Source organism: Stenotrophomonas sp. 62841_Sma, assembly GCF_056482945.1.
The window spans coordinates 1,951,474-1,969,818 of sequence record NZ_CM151224.1; the positions used below are offsets into that span (position 1 = coordinate 1,951,474).

The window sequence follows — 18,345 nt, forward strand, 5'->3', positions numbered from 1 at the left end:
GTCTGGTCGTTCCGGCGTGGGGTACGGAACGACCCGAGTATAGCCCCAGGTTTCATCTAGCTGAAATGGGGGGCGGGCCGACCAGTGGCACGAAGACACCATGACCTTTGGGATATGGTGTTGCCGTGAAGTGGTGCATTACTTTGCTACCACACCTGTCCACGCATCCTCCAGGGATCTGACGATGTCGCACCCAACCTTCCTGTCCGGCCGTCGCAGCGGAATCTGCGCTGCCGCACTGCTGATCTCCACCTCCCTGCTGCTGGGCGGTTGCGCCGCAGGGCCCAATTCCGAAGCCAAGGCCGCCGAGACCAAGGAGGAGAAGAAGGTCGATGCGGTCCCGGTCGAAGTGGCTGTGGCCAGCCACCGTGCTGTCGCGGCCAGCTACACCGGTACCGCTGCGCTGGAACCACGCGCCGAGTCGCAGGTGGTGGCCAAGACTTCCGGCGTGGCGCTGGCGGTGCTGGTTGAAGAAGGCCAGCGGGTCACCGCCGGCCAGCCGCTGGTACGTCTGGACCCGGACCGCGCTCGGCTGGCTGTGGCGCAGAGCGAAGCGCAGATGCGCAAGCTGGAAAACAACTACCAGCGCGCGCAGAAACTGGTTGGCCAGCAGATGGTCAGCGCCGCCGACGTCGACCAGCTGCGTTACGACCTGGAAAACGTCCGCGCGCAGTACCGCCTGGCCACGCTGGAGCTGTCCTACACCACCGTCGTGGCGCCGATCTCCGGCGTGATCGCCTCGCGCTCGATCAAGACCGGCAACTTCGTGCAGATCAACACGCCGATCTTCCGCATCGTCGACAACTCGCGGCTGGAAGCCACCCTCAACGTGCCCGAGCGCGAGCTGGCCACCCTGCGCGCCGGCCAGCCGGTGACGCTGGCTGCCGATGCGCTGCCGGGGCAGAGCTTCACCGGCACCGTCGACCGCATCGCACCGGTGGTGGATTCGGGCAGCGGTACGTTTCGCGTGGTCAGTGCCTTCGATGGCGCCGCGCACGCGTTGCAGCCCGGCATGTTCGGTCGCATCCGCATCGATTACGACCAGCGTGCCGATGCGCTGGTGGTGCCGCGCCTGGCGCTGCTCGACGATGGTGAGCCGGCGGTGTTCCGGGTGCGCGAAGGCAAGGTCGCACGCGTTCCGGTCAAGCTGGGTTACGCCGAGGGCCCGTGGGTGGAGATCCGTGATGGCCTGGCGGCCGGTGATCAGGTGGTCACCGCCGGCAAGGTCGCCCTGCGCGACGGCACCGCAGTGCAGGTGATCGCCGATCCGAAGGCAAAGGCGAAGACGGTCGCAGCGTCGGCCAAGCCGGCAGACAAGGCCGGGAGCACGCAATGACCGCCCCGGGCCACGACCACGGTGCCTCGCCGGCGAGCGACGGCGCCGCCGCCAGCATGCGCGGCGGCCTGGTGGAATTCGCCACCCGCCGCCGCGTGACCATCGCCATGTGCACGGTCACCCTGTTGCTGTTTGGCCTGATCGCGCTGGGCAACCTCAAGGTCAACCTGCTGCCCGACCTGAGCTACCCGACGCTGACCGTGCGCACCGAGTACACCGGTTCGGCGCCGACCGAAATCGAAACCCTGATCACCCAGCCGGTTGAAGAAGCGGTCGGCGTGGTCAAGAACCTGCGCAAGCTGAAGTCGGTCTCGCGCACCGGCCAGAGCGATGTGGTGCTGGAGTTCGCCTGGGGCACCAACATGGACCAGGCCAGCCTGGAGGTGCGCGACAAGATGGAAGCGCTGAACCTGCCACTGGAGGCCAAGGCCCCGGTGCTGCTGCGCTTCAATCCGTCCACCGAACCGATCATGCGCCTGGTGCTGTCGAACAAGGTGGCGCCGAGCAGCGATGCCGATGCGGTCCGTGAGCTGACCGGCCTGCGCCGCTATGCCGATGAAGACCTGAAGAAGAAGCTGGAGCCGGTCAGCGGCGTGGCGGCGGTCAAGGTCGGTGGCGGCCTCGAGGACGAGATCCAGGTCGACATCGACCAGCAGAAGCTGGCCCAGCTGAACCTGCCGATCGACACCGTCATCAAGCGCCTGAAGGACGAGAACATCAACATCTCCGGAGGCCGCCTGGAGGAGGGTTCGCAGCGCTTCCTGGTGCGTACCGTCAACCAGTTCGCCGATCTGGAGGAGATCCGCAACCTGCTGGTCACCACCCAGGCGTCGAACGGCAGCGCGGCCGACTCGGCGTTGCAGCAGATGTTCAACATCGCCGCGTCGACCGGTTCGGCGGCAGCCATCGCGGCGGCATCGGCGGCGCAGAGCGCATCGTCCGGCGGTGGTTCCAGCGTGGTCGCCAACGGTGTGCCGGTGCGCCTGAAGGACGTGGCCACCGTGCGCCAGGGCTACAAGGAGCGCGAAGCGGTGATCCGCCTGGGCGGCAAGGAATCGGTCGAACTGGCGATCTACAAAGAAGGCGACGCCAATACCGTGTCCACCGCCGAAGCGCTGCGCAAGCGCCTGGAGCAGATCAAGGGCACGTTCCCGTCCGACGTCGAGATGACCACCATCGAGGACCAGTCGCGCTTCATCGAGCACGCCATCGCCGACGTCAAGAAGGATGCAGTGATCGGCGGCCTGCTGGCGATCCTGATCATCTTCCTGTTCCTGCGTGATGGCTGGAGCACGTTCGTGATCAGCCTGTCGCTGCCGGTCTCGATCATCGCCACGTTCTTCTTCATGGGCCAGCTCGGCCTGAGCTTGAACGTGATGTCGCTGGGCGGTCTGGCACTGGCCACCGGCCTGGTGGTGGATGACTCGATCGTGGTGCTGGAGAGCATCGCCAAGGCCCGCGAGCGTGGCCTGGGCATCCTGCAGGCGGCGATCGTCGGTACCCGCGAAGTGAGCATGGCGGTGGTCGCCTCGACCCTGACCACCATCGCGGTGTTCCTGCCGCTGGTGTTCGTCGATGGCATCGCTGGCCAGCTGTTCCGCGACCAGGCGTTGACCGTGGCGATCGCCATCGCGATCTCGCTGCTGGTGTCGATGACCCTGATCCCGATGCTGAGCTCGCTGAAGGGACGGCCGCCGCTGGCGTTCCCGGAAGAAGCGCCGAACGAACCGTGGCAACCGCAGAACCGCTGGCAGAAGCCGGTGGCACTGGGCCGTCGTGGTGCCGTGGCGACCGCGCGCTGGAGCTTCTACGCGCTGGCCTGGCTGGTCGTGCGGGCGTGGCGTGGCGTGGTGGCGGTGGTCGGCCCGGTGATGCGCAAGGCCAGCGATCTGGCGATGAAGCCCTACGCCGGTGCCGAGCGCGGTTACCTGCGACTGCTGCCGAGCGCGCTGGCGCATCCGGGCAAGGTGCTGGGTGTCGCCTCGATCATCTTCGTGGCGACCATGGCGCTGGTGCCGATGCTCGGTGCCGACCTGATTCCGCAGCTGGCGCAGGACCGTTTCGAAATGACGGTGAAGCTGCCGGCCGGCACGCCGCTGAAGCAGACCGATGCGCTGGTGCGCGAACTGCAGCTGGCACACGGCAAGGGCGAGGGCGTGGCGTCGCTGTACGGTGTCAGCGGCAGCGGCACCCGCCTGGATGCCAGCCCCACCGAGAGCGGCGAGAACATCGGCAAGCTGACCGTGGTGATGGAAGGCGGCGGCAATGCGCGTACCGAAGCCGAGATCACCGAGCGCCTGCGTGACACCATGGGCCAGCATCCGGGGGCACAGGTCGACTTCGCGCGGCCGGCGTTGTTCAGCTTCTCCACGCCGCTGGAAATCGAGTTGCGCGGGCAGGACATGGCAACCCTGGAAGTGGCCGGCCAGCGCCTGGCGGCGATGCTGCGCGGCAATGCGCACTACGCCGATGTGAAGTCGACGGTGGAAGAGGGCTTCCCGGAAATCCAGATCCGCTTCGACCAGGAGCGTGCCGGTGCGCTGGGCCTGACCACGCGCCAGATCGCCGACGTGGTGGTGAAGAAGGTGCGCGGCGACGTGGCGACACGCTACAGCTTCCGTGACCGCAAGATCGACGTGCTGGTGCGTGCGCAGGAAGGCGACCGCGCCAGCGTGGAGAGCATCCGCCGGCTGATCGTCAACCCGGGCAGCACCCGTCCGGTCACGCTGGACGCGGTGGCCGAAGTGGTCGCCACCACTGGCCCCAGCGAAATCCACCGCGCCGACCAGACCCGGGTTGCGGTGGTGTCGGCCAACCTGCGCGACATCGACCTCGGCGCGGCCATGCGCGAGGTGCAGCAGATGGTCGCCGAGCAGCCGCTGGGTGCGGGCGTCGGCCTGCACATCGGTGGCCAGGGTGAGGAGCTGGCGCAGGCGGCGAAGTCGTTGATCTTCGCCTTCGGCTTGGCGATCTTCCTGGTCTACCTGGTGATGGCGTCGCAGTTCGAATCGCTGCTGCACCCGTTCGTGATCCTGTTCACCATCCCGCTGGCGCTGGTCGGTGCGATCCTGGCGCTGATGCTGACCGGCAAGCCCATCTCGGTGGTGGTGTTCATCGGCCTGATCCTGCTGGTCGGCCTGGTCACCAAGAACGCGATCATCCTGATCGACAAGGTCAACCAGCTGCGCGAGGCCGGCGTAGCAAAGCGCGAGGCGCTGGTGGAAGGCGCGCGCTCGCGCCTGCGGCCGATCATCATGACCACGCTGTGCACGCTGTTCGGCTTCCTGCCGTTGGCGGTGGCGATGGGTGAGGGCGCTGAAGTGCGCGCGCCAATGGCGATCACCGTGATCGGCGGCCTGCTGGTGTCGACCCTGCTGACCCTGCTGGTGATCCCGGTGGTGTACGACCTGATGGACCGTCGTGGCGATGCGTATTACCGCGAACGTGGCCGCAAGCATGCCGGTGAGATCGAGCCGGGTGCAGCGGGCAGTGCGGCGGGTACGGAGGAACCGGCATGAGTGTGGCCGAGTTCTCCATCCGCCGCCCGGTCACCACCATCATGTGTTTCGTGTCGCTGGTGGTGATCGGCCTGATCGCTTCGTTCCGGTTGCCGTTGGAAGCGCTGCCGGACATCTCCGCGCCGTTCCTGTTCGTGCAGATTCCGTACACCGGCTCCACCCCGGAGGAAGTGGAACGGACCATCATCCGCCCAGTCGAGGAATCGCTGGCGACGATGACCGGCATCAAGCGCATGCGCTCGTCGGCCACCTCCGAAGCGGCGCTGATCTTCATCGAGTTCAGCGACTGGGACCGCGACATCGCCATCGCCGCCTCCGATGCACGCGAGCGCATCGACGCGATCCGCAGCGACCTGCCCGACGACCTGCAGCGCTACAACGTGTTCAAGTGGTCCAGCAGCGACCAGCCGGTGCTGAAGGTGCGCCTGGCCAGCACCACCGACCTGACCACCGCGTACGACATGCTCGATCGCGAGTTCAAGCGGCGCATCGAGCGCATCCCCGGCGTGGCCCGTGTCGACATCACCGGTGCGCCGCCGAACGAGGTGGAGATCGCCATCGATCCGAACCGCCTCAACGCGCACGGCCTGAGCATCAATGAACTGAGCGAGCGCCTGCGCACGCTGAATTTCTCGATCTCGGCCGGGCAGATCGACGACAACGGCCAGCGCGTGCGCGTGCAGCCGGTGGGTGAGATCACCGACCTGCAGGAAATGCGCGATCTGGTGATCAACGCCAAGGGCCTGCGCCTGGGCGATATCGCCGATGTGCGCCTGAAGCCGGCGCGGATGAACTACGGCCGCCGCCTGGACGGCAACCCGGCGGTTGGCCTGGACATCTTCAAGGAGCGCAGTGCCAATCTGGTGGAGGTGTCGCGCGCGGCACTGGCCGAGGTTGAATCGATCCGTGCCGAAGCGTCGATGCGCGACGTGCAGATCAAGGTGATCGACAACCAGGGCAAGGCGGTGACCTCCTCGCTGCTGGAACTGGCCGAGGCCGGTGCGGTCGGCCTGATCCTGTCGATCACGGTGCTGTTCTTCTTCCTGCGCCATTGGCCGTCCACGCTGATGGTGACCCTGGCCATTCCGATCTGCTTCACCATCACCCTGGGCTTCATGTACTTCGTCGGGGTGACGCTGAACATCCTGACCATGATGGGCCTGCTGCTGGCGGTGGGCATGCTGGTCGACAACGCCGTGGTGGTGGTGGAGAGCATCTACCAGGAGCGCGAGCGCATGCCGGGGCAGCCGCGCCTGGCCTCGATCATCGGCACCCGCAACGTGGCCATCGCGCTCAGCGCCGGCACGCTGTGCCACTGCATCGTGTTCGTGCCGAACCTGTTCGGCGAGACCAACAACATCAGCATCTTCATGGCGCAGATCGCGATCACCATCTCGGTCTCGCTGCTGGCCTCGTGGCTGGTCGCGGTCAGCCTGATCCCGATGTTGTCCGCGCGCATGGCCACGCCGAAGCTGGTGCACTCGCAGACCGGCGTGATCGCACGCCTGCAGCGGCGCTACGCGACACTGCTGGACTGGTCGCTGCACCATCGTGGCTGGAGCCTGCTCGGCATCGTGCTGGTGGTGCTGGTCAGCCTGGTGCCGATGAAGCTGACCAAGGTCGACATGTTCGGTGGTGACGGCGGCAAGGACATCTTCATCGGCTACATGTGGAAGGGCGCCTACACCTACCGGCAGATGTCCGAGGAAGTGGCGCGGGTGGAGAACTGGATCGACGCCAACCGCGAGCGCCTGCACGTGAAGCAGGTGTATTCCTGGTACAGCGAGCAGGAAGGCAGCTCCACCGTGGTCACCCTGGACGAGAAGTACGCCAAGGACATCAAGGCGCTGCAGGAAGAGTTGCGCAAGGGCCTGCCGAAGTCGGCCCGCACCGACTACTTCGTTGGCAACCAGGGCGGTGATGGCGGCGGTGGCGGCAACCAGGGCGTGCAGGTGCAGCTGGTCGGCGACTCCAGTTCGATGCTGCAGGAGATCGGCCAGGAAGTGGTGCCGCTGCTGGCCCAGCGCGCCGAGCTGCGCGATGTGCGCATCGACAACGGCGAGAAGGGTGGTGAACTGAAGGTGCGCGTCGACCGCGAGCGTGCAGCGGCGTTCGGCTTCAATGCCGAGCAGGTGGCCAGCTTCGTTGGCCTGGCGCTGCGCGGTGCGCCGATGCGCGAGTTCCGCCGCGGCGACAACGAAGTGCCGGTATGGGTGCGCTTCGCCGGTGCCGAGCAGAGCAGCCCGGAAGACCTGGCCGGTTTCAGCGTGCGCACCGGCGATGGCCGCAGCGTGCCACTGCTGAGCCTGGTCACCGTCGACGTTGGTTCGTCCGCCACCCAGATCGGACGCACCAACCGCCAGACCACGCTGACCATCAAGGCCAACCTGGCCGAGAAGGTCACCGCGCCGGATGGCCGCAAGGCGATGGAGTCGGTGCTCAAGCCGATGAACTTCCCGGCCGGCTATGGCTTCACCTTCGATGGCGGTGACTACGGCAACGACGACGAAGCGATGCAGCAGATGGTGTTCAACCTGCTGATCGCGCTGGTAATGATCTACGTGGTGATGGCGGCGGTGTTCGAGTCGCTGCTGTTCCCGGCGGCGATCATGAGTGGCGTGCTGTTCTCGATCTTCGGTGTGTTCTGGCTGTTCTGGATCACCGGCACCTCGTTCGGGATCATGTCCTTCATCGGCATCCTGGTGCTGATGGGTGTGGTGGTGAACAACGGCATCGTGATGATCGAGCACATCAACAACCTGCGGCGCGGCGGCATGGGACGCACCCAGGCGCTGGTGGAGGGCTCACGCGAGCGATTGCGGCCAATCATGATGACCATGGGCACGGCGATCCTGGCGATGGTGCCGATCTCGCTGACCAGTACGCAGATGTTCGGCAATGGCCCGGAGTACGCACCGATGGCGCGCGCGATTGCCGGCGGCCTGGCGTTCTCGACCGTGGTCAGCCTGCTGTTCCTGCCGACGATCTATGCAGTACTGGATGACCTGCGCAGTGCGGTCACGCGACTGATCCGCCGCGCCCGCGGTCTGGAGATCGTGCCGGGTACCCCGGTGTAGTGGTCGAGCTTGCTCGACCGTAATGCGCGCCAACGTGTTGTGGTGTGGGGGAGGCCGGTCGTAGTGGGGCGGCCTCCCCCTTTTTTTGATGTTCTGCGCAGAGCATGCTCGGCCGAGCTTTACGGTCGGCGTAAAGCGTGCCAACCAAGGTTGGCACCTGCCGGTCGCGCGCAGACGCCGTGCGGCCGGTAGCGCCGGGCCATGCCCGGCGGGGCGTTGCAATCAACCGGCGACCTTGCCCCACACCTTGAACGTGGTCAGCCACAGGCCCAGCATGCTGCCGATGTTGGTCAGCATGAAGGTCAGCACCACGCGGGTGACGCGGTTGCGATACCAGCCCTTCAGGCTCTGCGCATCGTCGCGCAGCTTCAGGAAGTCCTCATACGCCGGCTTGCGCAGGCGCGCTTCCACCAGCGCCGAGAATGCGCCGGTCGGGATGCTCAGGCGGAACGGCTTGAACGGCGCCACCGCGATCGCGGTGAGGATGCTCAGCGGATGGCCGCCGGCCAGCAGGCAGCCCAGGCCGGCCAGACCGCCGGTATACATCGCCCAGGTTGCCAGCAGTTCGGTGCCCACGCCCAGGCCACCGCGGTAGAAGCCTACGCCGATGCCGGTCGCCACGATGGCCAGGATGCCCAGCGTGAACCACGGAATGTTGCGCTTCTTCGGTACCGCTTCCAGTTCGGCGCGCAGCGGTGCCGGCGCCTCGGTGTCGGTTTCCAGATAGCGTGCCAGCCCGGCCAGGTGGCCGGCACCGACTACGGCCAGTACTTCGCGCTGGTGCGGGTCGTGTTCCTCGCGCAGGCGGGTGGCCATGTAGCGGTCGCGCTCGCCGATGATGGTCTCGTACAGCGCCGGGCTCTCGCTGGCGAACTCGCCGAAGCTCGACTCCAGCATGTCGCCCTGCTTGAGCTTCTCGATCTCGTTTTCGCCCACTTCCTCGGATGAGAACAGGCCGGCGCCAAGCCCGGCAACCAGCTTCAGCTTGCCGAAGAAGCCCAGCCGCTGCGAGGCACGGCGGAAGGTCAGGCCGACTTCACGGTCGATCAGGTGTACCGGCAGGTTGCGCTCGCGCGCCAGTTCCACCGCGCGCTTCAGTTCGGCGCCCGGCTCGATGTCGAGCTGTTCGGCCAGGCGGCGCTGGTACGCGGACAGGGCCAGGTTGGCGGCGAACAGGGCCACGCGGCCCTTGCGGATCACTTCGACCAGATCGAGCTTGGCCAGTGTGTCCGGATCGCTCAGCGCCTGCAGGCGCTGCGGATCGAGCTCGACGGCCACCGCGTCGAAGCGGCCACTGTCGATCGCTTTTTCCACCGCTTCGACGCTGGCGCGGGAAACGTGCGCGGTGCCGAGCAGGGTGTAGCGCACGCCGTCGCGTTCAACGATGCGCACCGGCTGGCCGGCGAACAGGTCGTCGCCGGTGTCAGGAAGGGTTTCGGTCATGGATTCATTCATTGGAAGGTGCGGTGTCGGCGCCATCGCCGAGCGCGCGCTGCATCTGCACGGTATCCAGCCAGCGGCCATGCTTGCGGCCGAGGCCACGGAACACGCCGACCAGCTCGAAGCCGAAGCGTTCGTGCAGCTTGATGGAGGCGGCATTGGTCGGCTCCCCGATCACCGCCACCATCTGCCGGTAGCCACGCGCCACGCAGGCGTCGATGAGGGCCTGGAGCAGGCCGGTGCCCACGCCCTGGCCCTGGAACGCGGCATCGACGTAGACCGAGTTCTCCACGGTCCACTGGTAGGCAACGCGGGTGCGGTAGGTGTTGGCGTAGGCATAGCCGGCCACCTGGCCGTCGATCTCGGCGACCAGGTAGGGGAAGCCGCGATCGATGATGTCGCGCATACGGCGCAGCATCTCGGTCGCGTCGGGGATGTCGTACTCGTAGGTGTTGACGAAGTCGGTCACTTCCACCGCGTAGATCGCGGTGATCGCGGCGATGTCGGCCGGGCCGGCATCACGGATGAGGACGGCCATGCGCGGGCTCCGGCTCAGTCGATGTAGCGCTTGAGCAGGTCGCCGTATGCATCGATGCGGCGATCACGCAGGAACGGCCAGATGCGGCGCACATGCTCGCTGCGCTGCAGGTCGACGTCGCACAGCAGCACGGTGGCGTCGGTGCCGGCCTCGGCCAGGAATTCGCCCTGCGGGCCGAGCACGTGGCTGTTGCCCCAGAACTGGATGCCCGAAGCACCCAGCGGCGAGGCTTCGTGGCCGACGCGGTTGCAGCTCAGCACCGGCAGGCCGTTGGCCACGGCGTGGCCGCGGTGGCTCAGCACCCAGGCGTCGCGCTGGCGGGTCTTCTCGTCCTGCACATCGTCCGGGTCCCAGCCGATCGCGGTCGGGTACAGCAGCAGTTCGGCGCCGGCGAGCGCCATCAGGCGTGCCGCTTCCGGATACCACTGGTCCCAGCACACCAGCACGCCAAGGCGACCCACCGAGGTATCGATCGGCTTGAATCCGATATCGCCCGGGGTGAAGTAGAACTTCTCGTAGAAGCCCGGGTCGTCCGGAATATGCATCTTGCGGTACTTGCCCAGCAGGGTGCCGTCTTTTTCGAACACCACCGCGGTGTTGTGGTACAGGCCGGCGGCGCGGCGCTCGAACAGCGAGCCGACCAGCACCACGCCATGCTTCTTCGCCAGCGCGCCCAGGCGCTCGGTGCTCGGGCCCGGGATCGGCTCGGCCAGGTCGAACTCGTCCACCGATTCGTGCTGGCAGAAGTACGGGCCGTTATGCAGTTCCTGCAGCAGCACCAGCTTGGCACCCTGCGCAGCCGCCTCGGCCACGCGTGCTTCGATCACCGCCAGGTTGGCGGCGGCATCACCGTGGTTGCGCTCCTGGATCAGGGCGACGGTAAGGGGGCTGCGCGAGTTCATGCGGGGCGTTCCTGCGGGGGAAAACCTGCATGTTAGCGCGGATGGGCGGCGACGGCGTGTCGCGCGCTGAATGGGTGCTGGTAGTGCCGGCCGCTGGCCGGCAACCCCGTCAATCCATCAGGCATTGCATGGTTGCCGGCCAGCGGCCGGCACTACCCATCCTCAGGCCTTCAACAACCCTGCCGGCAGCTGCATGGTGATGCAGTGCAGGCTGCCGTTCTGCCAGATCAGCGAGCGGCAGGGCACCTGCACGATTTCGCGGCCCGGGTGCGCCTGCGCCAGCACGTCGCGAGCCAGGTCATCGGCCGGATCGCCATAGGCCGGCATCAGCACCGCGCCGTTGACGATCAGGTAGTTGGCGTACGAGGCAGCCAGGCGACGGCCTTCGTCGATCACCGGCTGTGCCCACGGCAGCGGGAACAGGCGATACGGCTGGCCGTCCTTGGTGCGCAGCGCGGCCAGCTCATTGCCCATCGCCTGCAGTTCGGCGTAGTGCGAGTCGCTCTCGTCGTCACAGGCCTGGTAGACAATGCTGTCAGCCGAGGCGAAGCGGGCGAGGGTGTCGATGTGGGCGTCGGTGTCGTCGCCTTCCAGGTAGCCGTGGTCCAGCCACAGCACGCGGTCCTGCTGCAGCCAGTTGACCAGGTCGGCGCTCAGGCTGGCGCGGTCGCGGTCCGGGTGGCGCTCGTGCAGGCACTTCCAAGTGGTCAGCAGGGTGCCTTCGCCATCGGTTTCGATGCCGCCGCCTTCCAGCGCGAACGGAATGCTGCGCACCGGTGCGTCGTTGAACACGCCGGCCTGGTCGAGCACGCCCACCAGCTGGTCATCCAGGGTGGCGTCGAACTTGCCGCCCCAGCCGGTGAAGCGGAAATCCAGCAGCTGGAAGCCGCCGTCGGCACGGCGCAGGGTGATCGGGCCGGAGTCGCGCAACCAGGTATCGTCGTAGGCCGCCGTGGTGAAGTGGACCTTGTCCATGTCGATGCGGTTGGAGCGCAGCCGCATCTCGGCATAGGTCTCCACATCGTCGTCGGCCACGCAGATCAGCACCGGCTGGAAGCGGGTGATGGCCGCAACCAGGGCGATGTAGGTCTCTTCCACCTGGCCCAGGCGGTCGGCCCAGTCGGTGTCGGCGGTGGGCCAGGCAATCAGGACGCCGCTCTGGGCTTCCCACTCGGCAGGAAAACGAAGGGTCTGGTTCATGGTCTCGCTACACAGGCCCGCCCACGGCGGGTAAAGGGATCAACGGATCGGCGGTTTTGGGCCGATTTCGTTCGGGTCCGCCTGGTTGGCCACCACGTCGATCACCTTCTGCTTCTCGAAGTAGACGGTGAACTGCGGGTACACCCAGCGGTTGATGGTCGGCCATTGCCGCTTCTGCCCGCCACGCGGCTGCAGCTGCTCGCTCGGCGCGCCGAACTGCGCCTGTACCTGCTGCATGCTCTGGCCGCGCACGGGCAGGGCACCGGCCGGCTTCTCGCGGGCACGGTCGACAAGCAGGGTATCGGCCAGCGCCGGCGTGGTGGCGGCCAGGGTGGCCATCACGGCCAAGGCGGACAGGTAACGCTTCATCTCGATCTACTCCCCAGTGGTCAAGAAAGGCGATTACAGCAAAAACGGCAGGAAAAAGCCGCATAAACAAAAAACCGCCCGAAGGCGGCTTTTTGCATCGGGTCGGCCCCGCGTAGGGCCAGCCGCAGCCGCGAAGGCTGTTGGGCTTAGCGCTGACGCGCCTTGAAACGCGGGTTCGACTTGCAGATGACGAAGATCTTGCCACGACGACGCACGACCTTGCAGTCACGGTGACGGGCCTTCGCCGACTTCAGGGAGGACAGGACTTTCATGGCATACCTCGGCGTAAACAGTAGTTGTTCGGGTGGAGCGTGGCCGCGATATGCGAAAGACAATCGGCAGTTGACGCTCGTTCAAGCCCGCCATTCTACCGGGCTTTTCCTCGTGGTTTCAAGTGGTTGCACAAAAGATCCCATTGGGGGCGTCTGACAGGGGCTAGAATGACCCCTTCACACGCTCTGGGAACCCCATGAATCCACTCGCTCCCGTCCTGACCATCGACGGCCCTTCAGGGGCTGGCAAGGGTACCATCAGCCGCATCATCGCGCGCCGGATGGGCTGGCATTACCTGGATTCGGGCGCGCTGTACCGGGCGGTGGGCGTGGCCGCGAGCTGGGCCGACATCGATACCTCCGATGCCTCGGCGCTGGTCCGCTGCACCTTTGATACCCACGTTCAGTTTGTCGAGCAGGGTGAAGCCATGCGGGTCATGGTGAACGGGACCGATGCCACCGACGAGCTGCGCCTGGAGACCACCGGCGCGCTGGCCTCGGCCATCGCCGCCATTCCCGAGGTCCGGGCTGCCCTGAAGGAGCGCCAGCGCGCATTCAGGGAGCTGCCCGGCCTGGTCGCCGATGGCCGCGACATGGGCACGGTGATCTTCCCGGACGCCTCCTACAAGGTCTTCCTGACCGCCAGTGCCGAGGAGCGCGCCGAGCGCCGGCATAAGCAGTTGAAAGACAAGGGGGTTTCTGTTAACTTTGATGACCTCCTGCGCGAGATCATGGCCCGCGACGCCCGTGATGCTCAGCGTACCGTGGCGCCCCTGAAGCCGGCAGACGATGCTGTCCTCATCGACACCACAGGCATCGGCATCGCAGATGTCGTTGCCAGAGTGATGGATCTGCTTCCGGTTCCGGCTGCCTGATCCGTTCGCGCGGGAGCACTGCCAGCAGCATCGGTGGTGGTCGCGCATAGCAGTGCTGTACCAGCTCCGTCGCGCAATGATGCGTGGCGGTTTTCCTACTACACACGACCTGCGTTTCCGGGGTCGACCAACAGGCGGGCGGTCGCCATTCCCCTGAAGGGGACGCCACCGACCCATGTGTCCAACAGAGTAAATCTAATGACCGAATCATTTGCCGAACTGTTTGAAGCCAGCCAGGCCAATCTGGCCAAGCTGAAGCCGGGCGCCATCGTCAGCGGTACCGTTGTTGAAGTCCGCGGCGACGTCGTGGTGATCAACGCTGGCCTGAAGTCCGAAGGCATCGTGCCGATCGAACAGTTCCGTAACGACGCTGGCGAAATCGACGTCGCCGAAGGCGACATCGTCAAGGTCGCCCTCGACTCGATCGAGAACGGCTTCGGCGAAACCGTCCTGTCGCGCGAGAAGGCCAAGCGCGCGATGGTGTGGGACGAGCTGGAAGAAGCGTTGGAAAAGAACGAAACCATCACCGGCCGCATCAGCGGCAAGGTCAAGGGTGGTTTCACCGTGGACATCAAGGATGTCCGCGCCTTCCTGCCGGGTTCCCTGGTCGATGTGCGCCCGGTGCGCGATCCGGCCTACCTGGAAGGCAAGGAACTCGAGTTCAAGCTCATCAAGCTGGACCGCAAGCGTAACAACGTCGTGGTCTCGCGCCGCGCTGTCGTCGAAAGCGAGCACTCGGAAGAGCGCGAGCAGCTGATGGACAAGCTGCAGGAAGGCGCGATCCTGAAGGGTGTCGTCAAGAACCTGACCGATTACGGCGCGTTCGTGGACCTGGGCGGTATCGACGGCCTGCTGCACATCACCGACATGGCGTGGAAGCGCGTGCGTCACCCGTCGGAAGTCGTGAACGTCGGCGACGAGCTGGACGTCCGCGTGCTGAAGTTCGACCGCGAGCGCAACCGCGTTTCGCTGGGTCTGAAGCAGCTGGGCGAGGATCCGTGGGACAACATCGGCCGTCGTTACCCGGCCAACAGCCGCGTCTTCGGCAAGGTCTCCAACGTCACCGATTACGGTGCGTTCGTTGAGATCGAGCCGGGCGTCGAAGGCCTGGTGCACGTCTCCGAGATGGATTGGACCAACAAGAACGTCAACCCGTCCAAGGTTGTCCAGGTTGGTGATGAAGTCGAAGTGATGGTGCTGGACGTCGATGAAGAGCGTCGCCGTATCTCGCTGGGCATGAAGCAGGTTGCCGCCAATCCGTGGGAAACCTTCGCTGCCACCCACAAGAAGGGTGACAAGGTGTCGGGCCAGATCAAGTCGATCACCGACTTCGGCATCTTCATCGGCCTGGACGGCGGCATCGACGGCCTGGTCCACCTGTCCGACATCAGCTGGAACACCACCGGCGAAGACGTCGTTCGCAACTTCAAGAAGGGCGATACCCTGGACGCCGTCGTCCTGGCTGTCGATCCGGAGCGCGAGCGCATCTCCCTGGGCGTGAAGCAGCTGGAGCAGGATCCGTTCGGCCAGTACATGGCTGCCAATCCGAAGGGCTCCAAGGTCGAAGGCGTGGTGAAGGAAGTCGACGCCAAGGGCGCGATCATCGAGCTGGCTGACGGCATCGAAGGTTACGTCTCGGCACGCGACATCGCCAACGAGCGCGTTGACGACGCCACCCAGCACCTGAAGGTCGGCGACAAGGTCGAAGCCAAGTTCGTGGGCATGGACCGCAAGGGCCGTACCCTGCAGCTGTCGATCAAGGCCAAGGACGACGCTGAAATGCGCGAAGTGCTGGAGGAATACCAGTCCTCTTCGGCTTCCAGCGGCACCACCCAGCTGGGCGCGCTGCTGCGTGCACAGCTGAACGGCAACAAGTCCGAGTAATCGGCCTTACGCTGTTCGTTGTTTCCTGGACGGCCCGGGCATTGCCCGGGCCGTTTCAGGCTGAGATACCCCTGATGTGAGCCGGTAATGACCAAATCCGAACTGATCGAAATCCTTGCGCGCCGCCAGGCGCACCTGAAGGCCGATGATGTCGATCTGGCGGTGAAGTCGTTGCTGGAAATGATGGGCGGATCGCTGTCCGCCGGGGATCGCATCGAAATCCGTGGTTTTGGCAGCTTCTCGCTGCACTATCGTCCGCCGCGCCTGGGTCGCAACCCGAAGACCGGCGAATCGGTTGCCCTGCCGGGCAAGCACGTCCCTCATTTCAAGCCGGGCAAGGAACTGCGTGAGCGGGTCAGCAGTGTGCTGCCGCTGGACGCCGATCCGGCCTGAGCCTCCCGTCGCGCCACCGCGTGCGAATCCAGCCGCGAGTCGGATAAGCTACGGACTCCTGCCACTGGAGCTGTCGCATGAAGGTTTTTCGTCTGCTGGTCCTGCTGGCGGTTCTGATCCTTGGGTTGATCATCGGTGCGGTCAACATGACCGCGATGTCGATCAACCTGCTGTTTACCCAACTGCATACCTCGGTGGGCGTGGCCCTGATCGCCGCGCTGCTGGTGGGTGTCATCGTCGGTGCCGGCCTGGTGCTGGTGAGCGTGGTCATTCCGCTCTACAGCCAGTTGCGCCGCGCCAACAAGTCCGCTGTCGCCACGCCGGCACCGGTTGCTTCCCCCCAATCTTTTGATGGACGCTGATCGAAGATGGATTTCGTCACCGAGTGGTTCTGGTTCTTCCTGTTCGTTCCGCTGGCCGCACTGGCCGGGTGGGTGATCGGACGGCGTGGTGGTCAACGCCACGGTGACAGCCAGGTCAGCCGCCTGTCCAGCACCTACTTCCGCGGCCTGAATTACCTGCTCAACGAGCAGCCGGACAAGGCCATCGAGCTGTTCCTGCACATCGCCGAGCTGGACAAGGAAACCTTCGAGACCCAGGTCGCGCTGGGCCACCTGTTCCGCCGCCGCGGCGAAGTCGACCGCGCCATCCGCCTGCACCAGGGCCTGGTCAACCGCCACGACCTCAGCGATGCGCAACGCGTGCAGGCGCTGCTGGCGCTGGGCGAGGACTACATGAAGTCCGGCCTGCTGGACCGCGCCGAGACCGTGTTCTCCGAACTGGCCCAGCTGGACCAGCGTGCCCCGCAGGCGCTCAAGCACCTGATCGGCATTTACCAGGCCGAGCGCGACTGGGAAAAGGCGATTGACAACGCGACCCGTTTCGAGGACGTCACCGGCGAGCCGATGGGCAAGCTGATCGGGCAGTTCGAGTGCGAACTGGCCGAACGCTTCCGCGGTGCTGGCAAGCTGGAAGAGGCGAGGGCAGCGATTGCCCGGGCCTACCAGGCCGATGCGATGTCGGTACGTGCCGGCATCATTGAAGGACGCCTGGAAACCGATGCCGGCAATCCGGAAGCGGCCGTACGCGCCTTCGAGCGTGCCGCGCGCAATGATCCGGAGTACCTGCCGGAACTGCTGCCGGCGCTGATGCAGAACTACCGCAAGGTCGGCGATCTGGCGGGCGCGCGCGCCTTCCTGTCGGAGATGACCGAGCACTACCGCGGCATCGCCCCGGTGCTGGCGCTGACCCGCCTGATGGAAGAGCAGGAGGGCGTGGCGCCGGCCCGTGCCTACCTGGGCCGCCAGCTCAAGGATCGCCCGTCGGTGCGTGGCGAGTCCGCGCTGATCGACCTGACCCTAGCTGAAGGCGCCGATTCCACGGCGACCCTGCACGACCTCAAGCACATCACCGACCAGTTGCTGGTGCGCAATCCGGCCTATCGCTGCACCCGTTGTGGTTTCGGTGCGCGCACCCACCACTGGCAGTGCCCGAGCTGCAAGGAGTGGGGTACGGTCAAGCCGCTGCTGAACTACGCGGTGCTCTGATCCATGCCGTGGCTCGTGATGGGCGCGCTGCTGGGCCTGGCCCTGCTGAGTGCGGCACTGACCTGGGCGGCGCGGGGCTACGCGCTGCGCCGGCAACTGTTTGACCAGCCGGGCGAGCGGCGCAGCCATAGCGTGGCGACCCCCCGCGGCGGCGGCATCGCCATTGTCATCAGCCTGCTGGTGACCGCCGGTGTTGCCATGTGGGCCTGGCCCGAAGCGCGTCCGAGCCTGCTGGTCGCCAGCCTTGGCCTGGCGCTGGTGGCGGGTATCGGCTGGTGGGACGACCACCGGCCGCTGCCGGCCATGCGCCGCCTGATGGTGCACTTCATCGCCGCCGCGCTGCTGGCCGCGCTGGTCAAGGTTCACGGTGGCAGCTGGCTGCTGGCCGTGCTGGTCCTGCTGTTCACCGCCTCGCTGATCAACATCTGGAATTTCATGGATGGGATCAACGGCATCGCGGCCAGCCAGGCCATTGTGGTCGCGCTGGGGCTGGCGCCGCTGCTGCCCTGGCCGTACTCGCTGGCGGCGGTCGCGTTGGGCCTGGCCTGCCTGGGCTTCCTGCCGTTCAACTTCCCGCGGGCCCGGATCTTCATGGGCGATGTCGGAAGTGGCGCGCTGGGCTACGCGGTGGCGGCAGTGCTGGCACTGGCCAGCGTCAAGACCGACATCCACTGGATCCTGCTGCTGGTGTCGGCATCGCCGTTCCTTGTGGACGCGGGCTTCACACTGCTGGCGCGCATCATTTCCGGACAACGCTGGATGGAACCCCATACCCAGCACGTCTACCAGCGCGCGGTGCAGGCAGGAGCCAGTCACGCCCAGGTAACAGGGATGTACTTTGCTTTGGGCCTGTTCAGTATTACAGTGCTTAATGTCTGCTCCAATTTGCAGCCGAGGTGGGAGGCTGCCGTGGCGATCGCGTGGTTCATTGCGCTGAGCGTCCTCTGGCTCCTCCTGCGCAATGGATTGCGCCACCCAAAAGGAAATACCTGAC

At 65.9% G+C, this 18,345-nt stretch carries 15 protein-coding genes; 9 read left to right on the forward strand and 6 right to left on the reverse strand.

Annotated features, from left to right (window positions below; genetic code table 11):
• Nucleotides 1-184: 184 nt before the first annotated feature.
• The 3 genes from ACZK5G_RS09245 to ACZK5G_RS09255 are packed head-to-tail and all read left to right on the forward strand — an operon-like array spanning nucleotide 185 to nucleotide 7,931.
• On the forward strand, nucleotides 185-1,336 hold the full coding sequence (locus ACZK5G_RS09245) for an efflux RND transporter periplasmic adaptor subunit (RefSeq protein ID WP_197616620.1): 1,152 nt from the start codon (nucleotides 185-187) through the stop codon (nucleotides 1,334-1,336).
• Nucleotides 1,333-4,854 carry an efflux RND transporter permease subunit gene (locus ACZK5G_RS09250; protein WP_478466106.1) on the forward strand — a complete coding sequence of 1,174 codons (3,522 nt, stop codon included), beginning with the start codon at nucleotides 1,333-1,335 and terminating at the stop codon, nucleotides 4,852-4,854. The genes ACZK5G_RS09245 and ACZK5G_RS09250 overlap by 4 nt, the downstream gene beginning before the upstream one ends.
• A complete protein-coding gene (locus ACZK5G_RS09255; RefSeq protein WP_478466108.1) occupies nucleotides 4,851-7,931 on the forward strand; it encodes an efflux RND transporter permease subunit in 3,081 nt (1,026 codons plus the stop codon). The genes ACZK5G_RS09250 and ACZK5G_RS09255 overlap by 4 nt, the downstream gene beginning before the upstream one ends.
• A 222-nt stretch (nucleotides 7,932-8,153) precedes the next feature.
• Here ACZK5G_RS09255 and ACZK5G_RS09260 read toward each other — a convergent pair whose 3' ends face one another.
• The 6 genes from ACZK5G_RS09260 to ykgO form a co-directional block, all read right to left on the reverse strand.
• The gene (locus ACZK5G_RS09260) at nucleotides 8,154-9,374 is read right to left on the reverse strand and encodes a TraB/GumN family protein (protein WP_478466109.1); all 1,221 of its coding nucleotides are present in this window, start codon (nucleotides 9,372-9,374) and stop codon (nucleotides 8,154-8,156) included.
• A gap of 4 nt (nucleotides 9,375-9,378) precedes the next feature.
• A complete protein-coding gene (locus ACZK5G_RS09265; protein ID WP_107432020.1) occupies nucleotides 9,379-9,909 on the reverse strand; it encodes a GNAT family N-acetyltransferase in 531 nt (176 codons plus the stop codon).
• Nucleotides 9,910-9,923: 14 nt separating this feature from the next.
• Nucleotides 9,924-10,811, reverse strand: a complete 888-nt coding sequence (locus ACZK5G_RS09270) for a carbon-nitrogen hydrolase (RefSeq protein ID WP_005409280.1) — start codon at nucleotides 10,809-10,811, stop codon at nucleotides 9,924-9,926.
• A gap of 162 nt (nucleotides 10,812-10,973) precedes the next feature.
• Nucleotides 10,974-12,011, reverse strand: coding sequence for an agmatine deiminase family protein (locus ACZK5G_RS09275; protein ID WP_478466110.1), 1,038 nt, complete (start codon nucleotides 12,009-12,011; stop codon nucleotides 10,974-10,976).
• A gap of 39 nt (nucleotides 12,012-12,050) precedes the next feature.
• Nucleotides 12,051-12,380, reverse strand: coding sequence for a hypothetical protein (locus tag ACZK5G_RS09280; protein ID WP_404830375.1), 330 nt, complete (start codon nucleotides 12,378-12,380; stop codon nucleotides 12,051-12,053).
• Between the two features lie 146 nt (nucleotides 12,381-12,526).
• Nucleotides 12,527-12,652 (reverse strand): type B 50S ribosomal protein L36, encoded by a 126-nt coding sequence (gene ykgO / locus ACZK5G_RS09285; RefSeq protein ID WP_005409283.1) that lies wholly within the window; start codon nucleotides 12,650-12,652, stop codon nucleotides 12,527-12,529.
• 197 nt (nucleotides 12,653-12,849) lie between these two features.
• Between ykgO and cmk the strand changes: the two genes are divergently transcribed.
• The 6 genes from cmk to ACZK5G_RS09315 all read left to right on the forward strand — a co-directional run bounded on the left by cmk (nucleotide 12,850) and on the right by ACZK5G_RS09315 (nucleotide 18,344).
• Complete coding sequence (gene cmk / locus ACZK5G_RS09290; protein ID WP_032130077.1) at nucleotides 12,850-13,527, forward strand: (d)CMP kinase; 678 nt, start codon at nucleotides 12,850-12,852, stop codon at nucleotides 13,525-13,527.
• A gap of 198 nt (nucleotides 13,528-13,725) precedes the next feature.
• Nucleotides 13,726-15,411, forward strand: a complete 1,686-nt coding sequence (gene rpsA / locus ACZK5G_RS09295) for a 30S ribosomal protein S1 (protein ID WP_005416230.1) — start codon at nucleotides 13,726-13,728, stop codon at nucleotides 15,409-15,411.
• Between the two features lie 87 nt (nucleotides 15,412-15,498).
• Nucleotides 15,499-15,804, forward strand: coding sequence for an integration host factor subunit beta (locus ACZK5G_RS09300; RefSeq protein ID WP_005409286.1), 306 nt, complete (start codon nucleotides 15,499-15,501; stop codon nucleotides 15,802-15,804).
• Between the two features lie 77 nt (nucleotides 15,805-15,881).
• Nucleotides 15,882-16,166 (forward strand): LapA family protein, encoded by a 285-nt coding sequence (locus ACZK5G_RS09305; RefSeq protein WP_010484569.1) that lies wholly within the window; start codon nucleotides 15,882-15,884, stop codon nucleotides 16,164-16,166.
• A 6-nt stretch (nucleotides 16,167-16,172) separates the two neighbouring features.
• Complete coding sequence (lapB, locus tag ACZK5G_RS09310) at nucleotides 16,173-17,351, forward strand: lipopolysaccharide assembly protein LapB (RefSeq protein WP_478466113.1); 1,179 nt, start codon at nucleotides 16,173-16,175, stop codon at nucleotides 17,349-17,351.
• A 3-nt stretch (nucleotides 17,352-17,354) separates the two neighbouring features.
• A complete protein-coding gene (locus tag ACZK5G_RS09315; protein ID WP_049399455.1) occupies nucleotides 17,355-18,344 on the forward strand; it encodes an MraY family glycosyltransferase in 990 nt (329 codons plus the stop codon).
• The last annotated feature ends 1 nt before the right edge of the window (nucleotide 18,345 follow it).